This is a genomic window from Candidatus Chloroploca sp. Khr17 (genome assembly GCF_004138165.1).
Classification (GTDB): Bacteria; Chloroflexota; Chloroflexia; order Chloroflexales; family Chloroflexaceae; genus Chloroploca.
The window spans coordinates 1-14,464 of the sequence record NZ_RYFF01000028.1; the positions used below are offsets into that span (position 1 = coordinate 1).

Sequence of the window (14,464 nt, forward strand, 5' to 3'; positions counted from 1 at the left end):
TGGGTGGAGGGGGTGGTATTCCAGAGTTCGATCCATTCCGGGTCGTCACTAGGGGCGAGTTCGTTGAGCCGGATGTCGCCCAGCCTGAGGGCTGGCGTTGGGGTGGGCGTGCTGGCGGTGGCGGTACTGATAGCCGTGCTGGTCGGCGCGGTGGTGCTCGTGGCGGTGGCAGTTGGGGTGCTGGTATGCGTGGCGGTGGCAGTTGGCGTACTGGTATGCGTGGCGGTCGCGGTTGGGGTGCTGTTTGGCGCGGCAGTTGGTGTCGTGGTGGCCGTATTGGTGGGTACGGGCGTGGCGGTGCTGGTGGGCGTGGGTGTGGCGGCGGTGGTTGGGATGCTGCTTGGTCTGGCGGTTGGAATGCTGGTGGGCGTAACGGTCGGCGTACTGGTACTGGTATCCGTGGCGGTGGCGCTTGGCGTGCTGGTCTGCGTGGCGGCGGTGATGGGTGTGTTGCTTGGCATGCTGCTTGGCGTGGCAGTTGGCGTTTTGGTAGCCGTGTTAGTGGGTACGGGCGTGCTGGTCGGCGTAGCAGTAGCGGTTGGGGTGCTGGTCGGCGTGGCCGTCGGGGTGCTGGTGGGCACGGGGAGGCGATTCGCTTCGCCGGGGGACGGTGGGGCGAGGGTGGTCCAGGTGGTGGCATCCAGGCGGGCATAGACGCTGCTGCCGGTGAGGGCGGGATAGGTGACGGGGACGTCCATGACGGTGCCGTTGGCATCACGCAGGCTGAGGGTGGCCCCGGCATTGGGGAGCGTGCTACGGCTGAGGGTGAGCACGACGAACTGATGCGGTGCGAGGAGGAGATCCGGCAAGAGCCGGGTGATCGTCTGGGTCGCCGAACTACGCACGAGGGTCCAGCCAGCGAGGGTCTGGGTGGAGGGGGTGGTATTCCAGAGTTCGATCCATTCCGGGTCGTCACTAGGGGCGAGTTCGTTGAGCCGGATGTCCCCTATGCTGAGGGCTGGCGTTGGGGTGCTGCTTGGCGTGGTGGTTGGCGTCTTGGTGGGCGTGCTGGTGTTGGTGGCGGTGGCGGTCGGTGTGGTGGTGGGCGTGGCGGTGGGCGTGGCGGTGGCGGTGGGCGTCTTGGTGGCCGTGCTGGTGGGTACGGGCGTGCTGGTGTTGGTGGCGGTACTAGTGGCCGTGCTGGTGGGCAACGGCGTGCTGGTGTTGGTGGCGGTACTAGTGGCCGTGCTGGTGGGCAACGGCGTGCTGGTGTTGGTGGCGGTGACGGTCGACGCACTGGTCGGCGTGGCGGTGGCGGTGGGCGTCTTGGTGGCCGTGCTGGTGGGTACGGGCGTGCTGGTGTTGGTGACGGTTGCCGTGGGTGTGCTGGTGGGCGTTGCCGTCGGGGTGCTGGTGTTGGTGGCGGTACTAGTGGCCGTGCTGGTGGGCAGCGGCGTGCTGGTCGGCGAGGTGGAGCTCGTGGCGGTTGGGGTGCTGGTATGCATGGCAGTCGCACTTGGCGTACTGGTATGCGTGGCGGTGGCGATTGGGGTGCTGGTATGCGTGGCGGTGGCGGTTGGGGTGCTGCTTGGTGCGGCAGTTGGTGTCTTGGTGGCCGTGTTGGTGGGTATGGGCGTGCTGGTATGCGTTTCGGTTGGGGTCGGGGTCTTGGTGGGTACGGGCGTGCTCGTACTGGTGGGCGTGGCCGTGGCCGTGCTGGTATTGGTTGGCGTGTTGGTTGGCGTCTCGGTCGGGGTCGGGGTCTCGGTTGGCGTTTCGGTCGGGGTCTCGGTCGGAGTGGGGGTCTCGGTTGAGGCTACTTCACCGTTTGGCTCGCCGCGGGTCGGTGGCCCAATGATCCAGGTGTCACCACTATCAGGCCAGCGTGCGTAGCTCTCGCTGGCACGACTGTTGCTATAGGTGTAGCTGTCAATAATGCTTTCGCCCGGGGCAATAAGCTGGATCGTGTCACCGCTGTTATTGAGCATACTGGCGCTCCATTCGATGACATAGCGCTCGCCAGGTTCCAGGACGGTGCCAGTTGGGATCAGCACTTTGATGCTGTTGGTAGGTAAATCGTCATCGATCCGCCAGCCACTCAGATCAACGGTAACCTCCCCGCTATTCAGTAATTCAGCCCATTCGCCTGAGCCAAGCGGGGCGGGCATAAATTCGTTGATCAGGATGACTTCGGTCTGCGCCTGTGCGGTCATATTGAAGGCCAGGCTGTTGCCAATGATAAGCGCGATCAGCAGAACTGATAGGGTTTGATGGAATCTGCGCACGGGAGCCTCCCGGAAGATACTGGTACTTGACCATGTACCGTCCAGGTGGGCAAAAAGTAACGCGGGTTGCGGGTGGATCCGTTATGGTCCGGCGGGGAGCGCCTGGCTTTCGCCGATGGGCCATCCTGCACCACCGCTGGAAGGTGTGGTGAGGCGCAGGCCACTGGCATCAAAGGGGACATCAAAGAGAATGGGCATGCTGCGCATGCCGCTCGACGGTTCGAGTGGTTCTTCGAGGGCGAGATCGCCGTGCTGCCCGCGTTGATACAGGGTGAGATAGATGGTCGAGGCTTGGGGCACTGGGCTATAGGTGCGCCCTTGATCATCCCGCAAGGCAAAGAAGGTTGGGGGAAGAATGCGCGTTTCAGCGCTGTTATTGCTGACGGCAACCACTGCGAGCACAAAGCGGCCATTAGGGGCGAGATCCCCCAGACTGCCGTCGAGCACCACGGCATAGTCTGGCCGCAGGAGGGTTGCGCTCCAGCCATCGTGGTCGAGAATGCTCCCCAGCGGCAATTCGGTGATCGTCGTTGGGCTTGGTTCGGCTGACGCCACAGGGATCGCCGTAGCCGTCGGCTCGACGGGGGTGAGCGTGGGCACTGGGGTTGCGGTCGTGCGTGCCGTCGCCGTTGCCTGAAGCGTTGGCGGGAGACTAGTTGGGCTGGGCGATGCTGCCGTGGGGTTAGGTATCTCGACTGATGGGTTGACTGGATTGGCTGTCGCTGGTGCTGAGGATTGCTGGGCAAACGGGTTTGTTTGCATCACATTGCGTCCGATGATTACACCGATTGCGCCAAGTAACAGCACAATCACGAGCATTGCCAGCACGTTGAGTAACGGAAACGCGGTGCGCTGGTCGTCAGGCTGAGCCTGGGTCGCCAGTTGTTCGGGTGGAGGAGCAACAGGTGCGGCTACTGGCTCGTGGTGCGGCGACGGCGGCTCATCAGCGTGACCTGCCTGAGGCAAAACATCTTCCGCCGGGGAAGGCGTCGGGTCTGGTGGAGGACCGGTTAATTCAGCGAGCAGCAACCAGACCCGTGGCTCATCGGGGTACTCCTGAGACAGCGCCTGCAAGACACGCTGAGCAGCCTGAAGCCTCCCTTTGCTGCTGGCCTGCTGGGCAATCTGAAGCAGTTGATCAAGCTCGGAGGATGGCGATGGCTGATCTGGAGGTGTTGTCACAGGTAAACAGGAGAACTAAGGGAGGGCTAGGCCCTCCCATGAGCGACGTTACACACTGCGCAAGACAAGCCAACCCTGGCTCGGATTACTGCGGGCAAAGAAGACCAGGTCGGTTGCATCAAGCGCGACATCAAACACGATCGCCACGCTGCGTGTCAGCCCATCGGGGGGCATCGCCTGCGTATGGGCCAGGTCGGCATTGACGCCAGGCACCACATAGGCTTCAGAGACGTCGGGGCGGGCTTCCCACACGCGGCCCTGAGCATCTTTGATGACAAAGAACTCGGCTGGAATGGATTGACTGACACCGGTACTATTCACCGCATAGGCGAGGATGACCACAAAGCGGCCATTTTGCGGGCTAAACTGGCGAATATCACCAATCACCGATGCTGCAAAGGTTGGTTGATTGAAATCATAGAGCCAGCCTTCACTCGACAAAGGCGTATTGGCAGGTAGAATGATCGGGTTGGCACCCGAGACATCAGCCGGAGGTGGCGGCGGCTCAACTGGTTGCTCTGGCTCGGATGGTTGGCCGGGGTCGGTACCGGGTTGGCCGGGGTCGGTACCGGGTTGGCCGGGGTCGGTACCGGGTTGGCCGGGGTCGGTCGTTGGCTCCCCCCCAATAATTGGATTTTCGGCGAGGGCCGTTGCGGTTGCGGCAACAATAGCCTGCTGGGTCGCATTTGGCTCAGCGACCTGCGTACCGCCGAAGAAATCAGAGAAGAGGAACGCGAGCAACAGCCCGACAAGGCCAAGCCCGACGAGGAAGAGCAACAGCGCGAGCAGCGGACTAAAGCCGCGACGCGGTTCTTCATACTCATCGCTATAAACCGCCGAACGGCGACTCCTTGCAGATTCGTCTTCATCGCGACGGCGCTGTGATGTCGCAGCGAGCATGGCGGCGCGATCAGCGGCAAGCTTCTCGTCCTGCGGGTCGGTATGATGAGGCACGCCTTCAGCCCGACGCACTGGACCAGACGTATCGGCACTGATGGCATCGGCGAGGTTATCGAGTTCAGCGAAGGGATCGTCATCGAACGCATCATCAGTGATCGCCTCAGTCGGTGCTGGCGGCGTTGGTGGGGGCGGCGGTACTTCGTGAATGCCTGCGCGCATGGTCGTACTGGGACGGACACCCAGGGCATTGAGGCCCTTGATCGCCATTTCATTCTGAGGATCGAGGGTCAGAACACGTTCAAGCGCATTCTGGCGTTCTTCACGATTCTCAGCGACACCAGCAAGCCAGAGCCACCCCTGGGCGTTCTCAGGCTCTTGGCGGGTGAGCAAGCGAAAGAGTTGACGGGCTTCATCTTTTTTGCCCTCGCGTGCGGCTTCGATGCCCAGCTGCAAAATGCTTTCCGGCTCCGCCATGAACAATCCTTCCTCTTGTGCCACTGTGGGCAGGAACGATAGAACAAACAGATCGTCTCTGTTACTCGGTGCCTATTCTAGCACACGTCGTAATGAGGGTCAACAGTTTTTCTGCGTAGGATGGCGCTATCACGGTCTAGCTGCCACATACCCTGCGCAAAAGTGCAAAGAGTTTTCTGCCTGCTAGCGCCACTTGTGGGCCAGAAGGTTGCAAAGAAGCTGAACCCTTGTCACCGGGAGAGGGTCGGGTGCGATCCCCGCTCGGGAAGGTGCAACTACGTTCGGATGTCAAAGGAGCAGGTACAGCGTCCTTACTGGTCTTGAGGGGCAAAGCCCTCGGCGGTTGATGGGCCTGACGTGGTTGTCGAAGGATCGGCTTCTTGTGCGGGGGCCACGCTCGTTTCGGTGAACACAGGGTGTTCACCATAGACAAAGCCTGCGCGTTCAGCAACGAGGGAGAGGGTCTTTTGCGTTGAGCGATGCGGTTTGTGAATGCCCGTTTCCCATTCGCTGATCGTTTGTTGGCGCACTTCCAATTCATCAGCCATTTGTTGTTGCGTCATGCCCATGTGCTCACGCAGGGCACGAATGCGTTGGGGCCCCCACTCTTGCCGTGATGTGCGCTTGGATTTTGCTGGTGGATACTGGTATTCGTCGTTCATACGGCTTTTCTTCTCAGGTAGGCTTCTTTCTTCTCGCTTCCGGGCTGGTGCTGGGGGTTGCTTCCCTAAACCTGGTTTCTGGTGCTGGCAAGAGGCGAGCTTCTTGCCAGCACCAGGAAAATGCCTGTTGCGCAGCAAAGTACAGGTTTACAAAGCGTGTTACAGTTACTCTTGTCTCTTTATATTGTAACACGAGACCGGATAGGATCAAGCCCGTGCGAATGGGATCTTTGGAAGGATGTGTTCTATGCTTGACGAGAGGGGTGCGCAACACGAGGATCTCAAGGCACTGGTGCAGGCTCAATTTGCCCCCGTTGCCCAAGCGTATGTGACCAGTCGCACGCACGCGCTGGGGGGTGATCTGGCGCGTCTGGTTGCACTGGCCGCCTTGACGGGTGACGAAGTCGTTCTTGATGTGGCGACCGGTGGGGGGCATATGGCGCTTGCGCTTGCGCCGTTTGTGCGTCACGTGATTGCGTCTGATTTGACCTTGGCAATGCTGCATGCGGCGCGTGATCACCTGGTGGCACAGGGCTTTGACCGGGTGAGTTACGTGCGTTGTGAGGCTGAGCGTTTGCCGTGTGCGCCTGCGTCGCTCGATCTGGTCTGTTGCCGTGTGGCTGCCCATCATTTTGCTGATGTGCAGGCTTTTGTGACCGGGGCGGCGCAGGCGTTACGCGCTGGGGGGCGGTTGCTCATTTCTGATCATATTGGTCTGGAAGATCCTGAACTCGATGCTTTTATGGATCGCTTCGAGCGCTGGCGTGATCCCAGCCATGTCCGGGCCTATTCGTATCGTGCCTGGCACTCATTTTGTGCCACGGCGGGGCTTGAGGTGGTGCATCAAGAAGATGACCCCCGTGAACCATATCAGTTTGCCGAGTGGACGGCACGGATTGGCATGCCTGTTGCCGAGCGCGAGGCACTTGAGCACTGGTTGCTTGCGGCCCCGGCTCGTTTGCGCGAACCGTTTGCCCTGACGGTGGAGGATGGCCGGGTCGTTTCACTGCGTGGGCATTTCGGGTTGATTATGGCGCGCAAGCCTTTCATTTGATTTGACGCAAAGACGCAAAGGCGCAAAGAACGTACGTTTCCTGGCATGCTGGAGTGCCGGCTTTAGTCGGCTGAAGCCGGCACTCCCTTTGGCAGCAGAGCAAGAAACGTCGTTGACAGATTATTTAGCTGCCGAAACGCATTGTTGGTGGCAACTGAACCGCGACGACTTCGCCGCGTACGCAGATGGCGTTGTCGGCGATGATCCAGGCTTCGATGATCACTTTGCGCCCTTTGACCTCTTTGACGCGTCCGCGGATTTCGAGGGGGTTGCCGAGTGGCGTTGGCCGGAGGTAGTCAACGTGCAGTGAGGCGGTGACATAACGGAGGGGCGGTTCACTGCCCATTGGTCGCCCTGCGACTTGGTAGCCGGCTGCGGCTGCCGTGCCGGTGCCGTGACAGTCGATCAATGAGGCGAGCAAGCCGCCATAGACGTACCCGGGGATGGCGGTGTGTTCAGGTCGCGGCGTAAAAAAAGCCACCGACTCGTCGCCGTCCCAGTGGCTCTTGAGCTGGAGCCCATCTTCGTTGAGGCGGCCACAGCCATAACAGTGGCTCAATTCATCGGGATAGTAGTCTTGAAAGGCTGGTTTGTTCATCTCAGGTTTATGCTTTCCAGATGCGTACGGTGCCATCGCGTGACCCGCTGATAAGATGTTGCTGGGTTGCATTATAAAGCAGGTGCTCGATTGCGCCTGCATGGGCATGAACAAGATTCGTGCGTCGGGGCCGCCAGTTGCGCTGGGTGATGCGCCAGAAGTGGAGGCGCCCCTCGGCATCGCCTGCCACCAGGGTGTGATCTCCTCCGGCAAAGGTCAGACTGGTCACGGCGCTTTCGATCCCTTCGAGCATCCCGAGGGTGCGGTGTTCCTGCCGATGCCAGAGCTGGATCGTGCCTTCGCTGCTGCCGATGGCGAGCAGGCGTCCATCGAGACTGGTGCCCAGGCTGCGAATGTCGTCGCTCTGGCAGGGGAGATGTTGGCTGCCCCGTTCTTGTTCTGCTTCAAGATCGTTGAGGTGCCAGATCTGGATGGCGCTTTCGTCAGTGGCAACAAGAATGGCCTGACTTTGAGCATCGAAGCGGATCAGGCGTGGCCGCCCTTGGAGACCACGCAAGACGCGCCAGAACTGACCTCCCGCTGCCGTTTCGCCGGGTGTGATGCGCCAGAGTTGTACCGTGCCGGTACCGTCGGTGCAGGCAAGAAGGCGCCCGTTGGACGCAAGGCACGCAACGCGATTGCTGCCGTGCGTCTGCCACAAAATGCGCGAGGCTCCCGTCGTGGTGGTACAAGCACGAATCGTGCGATCACTCGCAGCGGTAATGAGATGATCCGGTTCGTAAAAGGCGGCACTGATGATCGGCCCGACATGATCCTGCTGACGAATGCGCGTGCCGCCTTCGGCGGTCAACTCGTGGATCGTCACAGCCCCTTCACTGCTCCCGAGGGCAAGCAGCGTGCCTTCGGCGTTCAACGTCAGGCTGGTGACGCGGCCACTCAAGGGGCGCAGGCTGGTGACATGCGTGCTGCTTGCCGTCTGCCAGACATGCAAGCGATTATCTTCGCCGAGGCTCGCGATCAGGCTTCCATCGGGGCTAAAAGTCGTGCTGGTCAGGGGGTTTTGATGCTGACCAACGATCCTGAGCAACGCCCCGGTGGCCGTCTGCCAGAGGCGCAAGGTTCCATCGGTCGCCCCGGTGGCGAGCATCTCGCCGGTTGGCGCGAAGGCGAGCGTCTCAACGGCCCCCTCGTGGCCTTCGAGGGTCACGCGGAGCTTCCAGGTTGCTGTTTCCCAGAGGCGGACGCGGCGGCCACGCGAACCTGCGGCAAGCAGGGTCTTATCGGGGCTAAAGGCCAGTGCTTCAACCGTGCCACCGTGCCCGGTCAGCGTTTGGATCAGCACGCGGTCAAAGGTGCGCCAGATGCGGACACTCTGATCGGCGCTGCCGGTTGCCAGCAACGTGCCATCGGCGTTGAACGCCAGGGCGGTCACGGTATCGCTATGCTCGGGCAAGGTTGCGAGCACCACCGGTTGGCCTGCGCTGAGCCGCCAGAGCCGCACCCGACGATCGCGACCCCCTGAAGCAATCAGCCGTTCATCAGGGGCAAAAGCCAGACTCTGGATCATCCCGGTATGACCACTGCAGATGCTGTGCAACTGCCCGTTTGCGAGTTCCCAGAGCATAATTCTGGTTCCGGCAGCGAGGGCCAGCAACTGGCCGTTTGGGCTGAGGCTTGCACAATGGGTCGGATGATCAATTGCCCAGCGTGGGGTTCCATCGCCGAGCGCGAGCAAAACTGGGCCACCACCTGAAATGACGAGGGCGTGTGCTTGATCGATCAGGAAGACCGCACGTGGCACACCGCGCCCAAGCCGTCGGAGCAAGCCATGTTCCTCAAGTTCATCGAGTGCAAAGCTACCTTCGGGGACAAGGGCCGGATGTGAGGGCACAGCCGGCGTTTCTGGTGCCGTGACAGGGGGTGGGGTGGTGGTGGCTGCAAGGTGGTTGTGGAGCATCTCACGGAAGCGCTCGTAGCTGCGTGCGCTGAAGAGATCGAGCGTAGGCGTCGCCCTGAGACTTGCCGGAAGCGTACAACTGGTTAACTTAAGGGTTACAATGAAGCGGTCAGGGGCGGGGGTCAGGTTGAGCAACTCGGTCAGACTGGTCACAAGTGAGGGTGGTTGGTCATTGGGCATGCTGCGTCGCGAGAGGCACAAGACCACGGCTCTTGCCTGGGCCAGCGTCTCACGCCAGAGGCGTGGTGAAGCACCGAGATCAGGCAGTTGAGTCACCAGCGTGATGGCGAAACCATCGATCTGCAGGCGACTGATCACCCCCTGTACGACAGGGAGATCCTCGGGTACGGCGATGAAGAGCAGGTTTGCCTCAACGTCAGTTGCCTGAGAAGGTGTCATGCTCCCTATTCTACCACCTCAGCGCATCATCAGTGGTAGATAGAATCGAAAAGATCTGCGCGTGGCACCTACGTCCCTCCATCCTGCTCTGGTCTACACACCCGTGGACGTACCCGTAGGGGTGAAGCAGCCCATGCGCATTCCTCAACCGCCACGCCCTGCTCATCGCTGCTGCGGCTTTCATTGGCTTGCGGGCGTTTGCGCGCAATGCGGCAGGGCGAGCGATCGCCTCACCCAACCTCAAATGAGGTGATGCCATACGTCTGCGCTGCATTGATGTCAGGAACTTGATGGTTGTACATGCGTGCCGTCTCAAAGGCAACGGTCATGTGGGCGCGTGCCGCCAACGCAACGGCGTTGGCATTGATTTCTGGAACATCAAGAAAGATCGGCTCCGCTGGATCAACCTTCGCTTTCAGTTCAAGAAATAATACCTCGGCAAGCGCTGAATTATTGGCAAACAATGGGCCGATCTTATACCCCGTGCGACACGAGCGCAGCACGCCATACCCAGCAAGGCGATGGTCATCCAAGATGCCGTAGGCATACGAGTGCGGTTGATTGATCCACTCCTTCAGAAAACCGGAACGATCAGCCGGAAAAAAGGCCTTGCTGTAGGCGCTGACCACGGCAAAAGGAAGCGACGACAACGGGACGATCGCTGCACTTCCTGACGCCGCCCCTCCCCCACGTCCTGCAAAGCGTAGGTTTCGGTAGGCAAGCGTGAAGCCTGACTTCTGGTAGTTTTCCTGCTGCGCGACCACGCCATCCAAGCCGATGTTTCGGCCTTCAAGGTAGTTCAACCCGGCCTTCCAGAGCTGAAGGCCATACCCCTTGCCACGGTGTTGAGGGTGGACAAGATAGAAACCGAGAAAGCCGAACGAGGCACCGTATCTGACGACGGAGAGCGTAGCAACCGGCGTATCCCCAAGCAAGCCCACGAGAAAGCCCGTGGGATCGGCGGCATAATAGCAGTGGGCATCATACCAACCAGGATTCCATCCCTCTTGCGCGGCCCACTCAATCGCAAGATCAAGCTCATCACGCGTCATAGTCCTGATGCGATAGTGTGTATCACGCATAGAGATGATCCTTCTTTTCGACAGTACAGCGTGCTGCTGCGCATATTGTAGCACGCACTGATTTTTCTAAAACGGTTCAAGCGGGGGGCGATTGAACGCCATCGCCAACATCCACACTTCGAGCGTGCGCCAGGCAAGATAGGCGAGGGCCGTGCCCGTCATCAATTGCCCTGCCCAGCCCCGCCGACGGTACTGGATGACCGCAATGGTTGCGCCAACGGTCAGCGCCCAGCCGACAAAGGTGACCCAGCGGGTCGTAATCGTTGAGAGCGTGATGAGCGGCAGTACAGCCTGTGAGAGACCGAGGCCAAAGGTCAGCCAGATCAGGATGAGCAAACTGCCTCGCCGCCGGTAGGGGTTGAGCGTGAGGATGAGCGCTCCGGCAAGACCAAGCGGCACTAGGAAAAAGCCGTTGAGCGTGAGCATCCCGTCTTGCCACAATGAACCAAGCCAGGCCTGGCGTGCGAGTGGCTCGCGGTCAGTCACGTTGGCCATGCCGCCCTCGGTGAAGCTCGCGGCATGGCCGAGGATCAGATCGCTGTAGCGGCTGTAGAAAAAGATCAGCACAAAGCTGAGGGCAATGACCCACGCCCAGAGCAAGTGCCGTGCTGCGGCCCGTTCTTCCCCCGAACGGGCTTGCAGCCAGAGCAGAGGTACAGCGGCAACGACTACAGCACTGACATTGATAAACGATCCAATATGACCAAGAAAAACAAGGGTTAATAAGATAGGAAGCCACCCAAGCCCGGGGAGTCGGGTTTTGTTATGCGGGCCTTGCCCCCATTGCGCATAACCAGGCCAGGTCAGCACCAGCAGGGCCATCACGAGAATGCTGAGCATCTGGGCACCGATTTGGGCCTGAAATGACCACCAGATATTCTGCATCGGGATCGGGCTGATGCCATAAATCACCGCACCGATGAGGCCACCGTAGGTACTGCCAGTCAGGCGTGTCAGCAGCACAAAGAAGATCAGGATCGTTGCAACTTCGGCCAGGGCTGCCGTGCCCCAAAGCAAGGTGTAGAATGGGAGGCCAGTCAGGGAGAGGGGCGCAATCAGCAGGTACCACCCACCCGGATAGGGTGCAACGAGACCGCGATGGCGCATCACCAGCGTCAAATTGCCCGTGAGGGCCTCGATAAAGCGATTGGTGTGGAACTGAATATCGCCGGGCATCGCGGCAGGATGCAACCGCCCGGCATATTTGGCGACAACCGTGAGCACCAGCACCAACAGCAACCAGCGCATGATCGTCGCACGCGGGGCCACCGCAAAGCGTCGCAGCAGCGGCGGTACCACGATCTGCGCCGCCGCTGCGCTGAGCAAGGCGATCCCCGCTGCCTGCGCCATCCAGGGATGCATTGCCCCCATACGCGGCGGGGCCAGCGCCGTCAAGCCGAGCAGCACGATGGCGAGACTGCTCAATAATGTGGTGGCGGTACGTTGCGAGAAGCCCATCAACCCGAGCGCCGCCCAAATCAGCACGAGCGTCAACGCAGAGCCGGCCATCAGTGAACGACCCGGCCAGACGATGCCAGGCTGCACATTGTTGGTAAGCCTAAACGCATTGCCGAGGGCAAGACCAATTTCACCTCTTCTGTCCTGAGGGTTTTGCCATGCGTTGATCTTCAGACGTAGATGAAGGGTTCCATCTTCGAGGGCCGAAGAAGGAACATAGATCGCATAGGTGCTTACATTGAGGCGTAAGGGTATCTCAACAGGCGCAGATGTTCCAGCTATTAATTGCAAGACAGGCTGGCCCGTTTCTGGTTGCCATTGTTGCTGGTGTGAAATAACGGTAAAACGAATGGCGAGTGGTTGTTCACCTACACCGGGCACCGTCACCGTGGCGGACGGTCGCGTCCACCGCCACGTCTGTACCCCAGGCACGCCCTCGGCATCGAGAAACCCCGTGAGAAAGGGGCGGTCAGTGCCGATGCCCTGGTCAATGCCCACCTGAAACGCGTAGTGGAAGGGACGCTGGTAAATCGCGAGCAACCCGATCATGGCGAGCATCACCAGCAACCAGAGCCGCCAGGCAACGATCCAGCGGCCAATCTCGGCAACCCTGGGAACGAGGGCGTCCCGCCCTCGGAGTGCGTCCGAGCGCGGGACGCCCTCACGCTGAGAGGCTGTCTGAAAAATCAACGGTTTGCTTCGGAGTGCCGACTTTAGCCAGCTAAAGCCGGCACTCCAAGGGTCTACCACGTGGTGGCGAGCGATGCTGACACTCTTTTCAGACAGCTTCTCAGGCAAGATTGGTAGACCCCTAACTAGTCTGTCAACTAAATGTCCTGATGCGTTGCCCCCCGGGAACGCGGGCAGGACGCCCGCGCTCCCGGGGAAGCCAGAAACCTTATGCGCGGCAATCTGCAATCCAAAATCTGCAATCTGAAATGGGATTACAACTTCTCGCTGATTAGCTTGGCCTGAGTAAAGAGGGCGACATAGTCAGGGCCACCGGCTTTGCTGTCGGTACCCGACATATTGAAACCGCCGAAGGGTTGGACGCCCACGAGCGCACCGGTACACTTGCGGTTGATATAGAGATTGCCGACGTGAAATTCGTCGTAGGCGCGTTCGATCCGCTCGATATCACGCGAGAAGATCGCCCCCGTCAGACCATATTCGGTATTATTCGCGATCTCCATCGCGTGCTCAAAATCACGCGCCTTGATGATCGCCAGCACCGGCCCGAAGATCTCCTCTTGAGCGAGGCGGGCATCGGGGGCGATATCGGCAAAGACGGTGGGGTTGATGAAATAGCCCCCATCCTTGAGCAATTCGTGGTCAACGACTTCGCCACCCGCGACCAGGCGACCCTCTTCTTGCCCGATGGCAATATAGCTACTGATTTTATCGAAAGCAGCCCGATCAATCACGGCCCCCATAAAGGTATCGGGCTGGGTCGGATTGCCGAGTTTGACGGCTTTGGTACGCTCGACAATGCGGGAGACCATCGTATCGTAGACATCGGCGACAATGATGGCCCGCGAGCAGGCGCTGCACTTCTGACCCTGAAAGCCAAAGGCCGAACCAACAATCGCATCAGCAGCAGCTTCGAGATCGGCGGTCTCATCAACAATGATACCATCCTTGCCCCCCATCTCCAGCACCGTCCGTTTGATCCAGATCTGGCCGGGCTGACGCACACTGGCGCGTTCGTGGATGCGCAGGCCCACCTCTTTGGAACCAGTGAAATTGACGAAGCGGGTCTGTGGATGATCAACGAGCAGATCGCCGATCTCGCTGCCTGACCCGGGCACATAGTTGATGACTCCTGGGGGCAGGCCGGCTTCTTCAAGGATTTCGACCAGTTTGGCTGCGATGATCGGGGTAGCGCTGGCTGGCTTGAGCACCATCGTATTGCCGGCCACAATCGGGGCCACCACCAGACCGGTGGTGATTGCCAGGGCGAAATTCCACGGGGGAATCGCCACCCCCACCCCAAGGGGAATATACTTCAGCGTATTGTTTTCGCCCGCCCACGGATAGAGCGGCTGCGCGGTGCCTTGCAGTTTGAGCGCCTGGCGAGCGTAGTATTCGATGAAATCAATCGCCTCAGCGACATCCGCATCGGCCTCGCCCCAGCTTTTGCTCACCTCATAGACGAGCCATGCGCCCAGTTCCTCTTTGTGGCGACGCATCAAGGCACTCGCCCGCAGCAAGACCCTGGCGCGGGCCTCAACGGGCACCTTGCGCCACGTGGCAAACGCCGCCGTCGCGGCTTCAATTGCCTTGACGGCATGTTCAGCGCTTGCCTTGCTTGCATAGCCCACAACTGTTTTTGGCTCAGAAGGATTGAGCGAAGCAATCTTATCTTCGGTCAGAATGCGTTCGCCACCAATAATTAAGGGGTAGGTTGTCCCAAACTGCCCGGCCACGGTGCGCAACGCACGCTGCATCATCGCTCGTCGCTCTGAGCTTGAAAAATCGCCAAAGGGTTCATTCTGGTATTCTGGTAACATCT

10 protein-coding genes are annotated in these 14,464 nt (G+C 60.1%); 1 reads left to right on the forward strand and 9 read right to left on the reverse strand.

Annotated features, from left to right (window positions below; all coding sequences use genetic code 11):
• The 4 genes from EKD05_RS15870 to EKD05_RS15885 all read right to left on the reverse strand — a co-directional run.
• Nucleotides 1–2,225: lamin tail domain-containing protein (locus EKD05_RS15870; protein ID WP_240695815.1), on the reverse strand; the 2,225-nt coding region annotated here is incomplete at its 3' end.
• An 81-nt stretch (nucleotides 2,226–2,306) separates the two neighbouring features.
• Complete coding sequence (locus EKD05_RS15875; RefSeq protein WP_129674459.1) at nucleotides 2,307–3,407, reverse strand: hypothetical protein; 1,101 nt, start codon at nucleotides 3,405–3,407, stop codon at nucleotides 2,307–2,309.
• A gap of 48 nt (nucleotides 3,408–3,455) precedes the next feature.
• Nucleotides 3,456–4,781, reverse strand: a complete 1,326-nt coding sequence (locus EKD05_RS15880) for a tetratricopeptide repeat protein (RefSeq protein ID WP_129674461.1) — start codon at nucleotides 4,779–4,781, stop codon at nucleotides 3,456–3,458.
• A 311-nt stretch (nucleotides 4,782–5,092) separates the two neighbouring features.
• Complete coding sequence (locus tag EKD05_RS15885; protein WP_129674463.1) at nucleotides 5,093–5,443, reverse strand: helix-turn-helix transcriptional regulator; 351 nt, start codon at nucleotides 5,441–5,443, stop codon at nucleotides 5,093–5,095.
• A 247-nt stretch (nucleotides 5,444–5,690) separates the two neighbouring features.
• On the opposite strand from EKD05_RS15885, the gene EKD05_RS15890 reads away from it, so the two are divergent.
• Nucleotides 5,691–6,497 (forward strand): class I SAM-dependent methyltransferase, encoded by an 807-nt coding sequence (locus EKD05_RS15890; RefSeq protein WP_165360764.1) that lies wholly within the window; start codon nucleotides 5,691–5,693, stop codon nucleotides 6,495–6,497.
• Between the two features lie 124 nt (nucleotides 6,498–6,621).
• Here the strand turns inward: EKD05_RS15890 and EKD05_RS15895 are convergent, their stop codons facing one another.
• The 5 genes from EKD05_RS15895 to pruA all read right to left on the reverse strand — a co-directional run bounded on the left by EKD05_RS15895 (nucleotide 6,622) and on the right by pruA (nucleotide 14,462).
• A complete protein-coding gene (locus tag EKD05_RS15895) occupies nucleotides 6,622–7,095 on the reverse strand; it encodes a PaaI family thioesterase (RefSeq protein WP_129674467.1) in 474 nt (157 codons plus the stop codon).
• Between the two features lie 7 nt (nucleotides 7,096–7,102).
• Entirely contained in the window at nucleotides 7,103–9,412 is a 2,310-nt protein-coding gene (locus tag EKD05_RS15900; protein WP_129674575.1) for a WD40 repeat domain-containing protein, read from the reverse strand.
• Between the two features lie 230 nt (nucleotides 9,413–9,642).
• A complete protein-coding gene (locus EKD05_RS15905) occupies nucleotides 9,643–10,494 on the reverse strand; it encodes a GNAT family N-acetyltransferase (protein ID WP_129674469.1) in 852 nt (283 codons plus the stop codon).
• A gap of 66 nt (nucleotides 10,495–10,560) precedes the next feature.
• The gene (locus EKD05_RS15910) at nucleotides 10,561–12,642 is read right to left on the reverse strand and encodes a hypothetical protein (protein WP_129674471.1); all 2,082 of its coding nucleotides are present in this window, start codon (nucleotides 12,640–12,642) and stop codon (nucleotides 10,561–10,563) included.
• A gap of 254 nt (nucleotides 12,643–12,896) precedes the next feature.
• Nucleotides 12,897–14,462: an L-glutamate gamma-semialdehyde dehydrogenase gene (pruA, locus tag EKD05_RS15915; protein WP_129674473.1), complete on the reverse strand. Its 1,566-nt coding sequence runs from the start codon at nucleotides 14,460–14,462 to the stop codon at nucleotides 12,897–12,899.
• Nucleotides 14,463–14,464 lie beyond the last annotated feature (2 nt).

Excerpts from the sequence above, each read along its gene's own strand:
- EKD05_RS15880 (WP_129674461.1), bottom strand. The coding sequence starts at position 4,781 with ATGGCGGAGCCGGAAAGCATTTTGCAGCTGGGCATCGAAGCCGCACGC.
- EKD05_RS15885 (WP_129674463.1), bottom strand. The coding sequence starts at position 5,443 with ATGAACGACGAATACCAGTATCCACCAGCAAAATCCAAGCGCACATCA.
- EKD05_RS15890 (WP_165360764.1), top strand. The coding sequence starts at position 5,691 with ATGCTTGACGAGAGGGGTGCGCAACACGAGGATCTCAAGGCACTGGTG.
- EKD05_RS15895 (WP_129674467.1), bottom strand. The coding sequence starts at position 7,095 with ATGAACAAACCAGCCTTTCAAGACTACTATCCCGATGAATTGAGCCAC.
- EKD05_RS15900 (WP_129674575.1), bottom strand. The coding sequence starts at position 9,412 with ATGACACCTTCTCAGGCAACTGACGTTGAGGCAAACCTGCTCTTCATC.
- EKD05_RS15905 (WP_129674469.1), bottom strand. The coding sequence starts at position 10,494 with ATGCGTGATACACACTATCGCATCAGGACTATGACGCGTGATGAGCTT.
- pruA (WP_129674473.1), bottom strand. The coding sequence starts at position 14,462 with ATGTTACCAGAATACCAGAATGAACCCTTTGGCGATTTTTCAAGCTCA.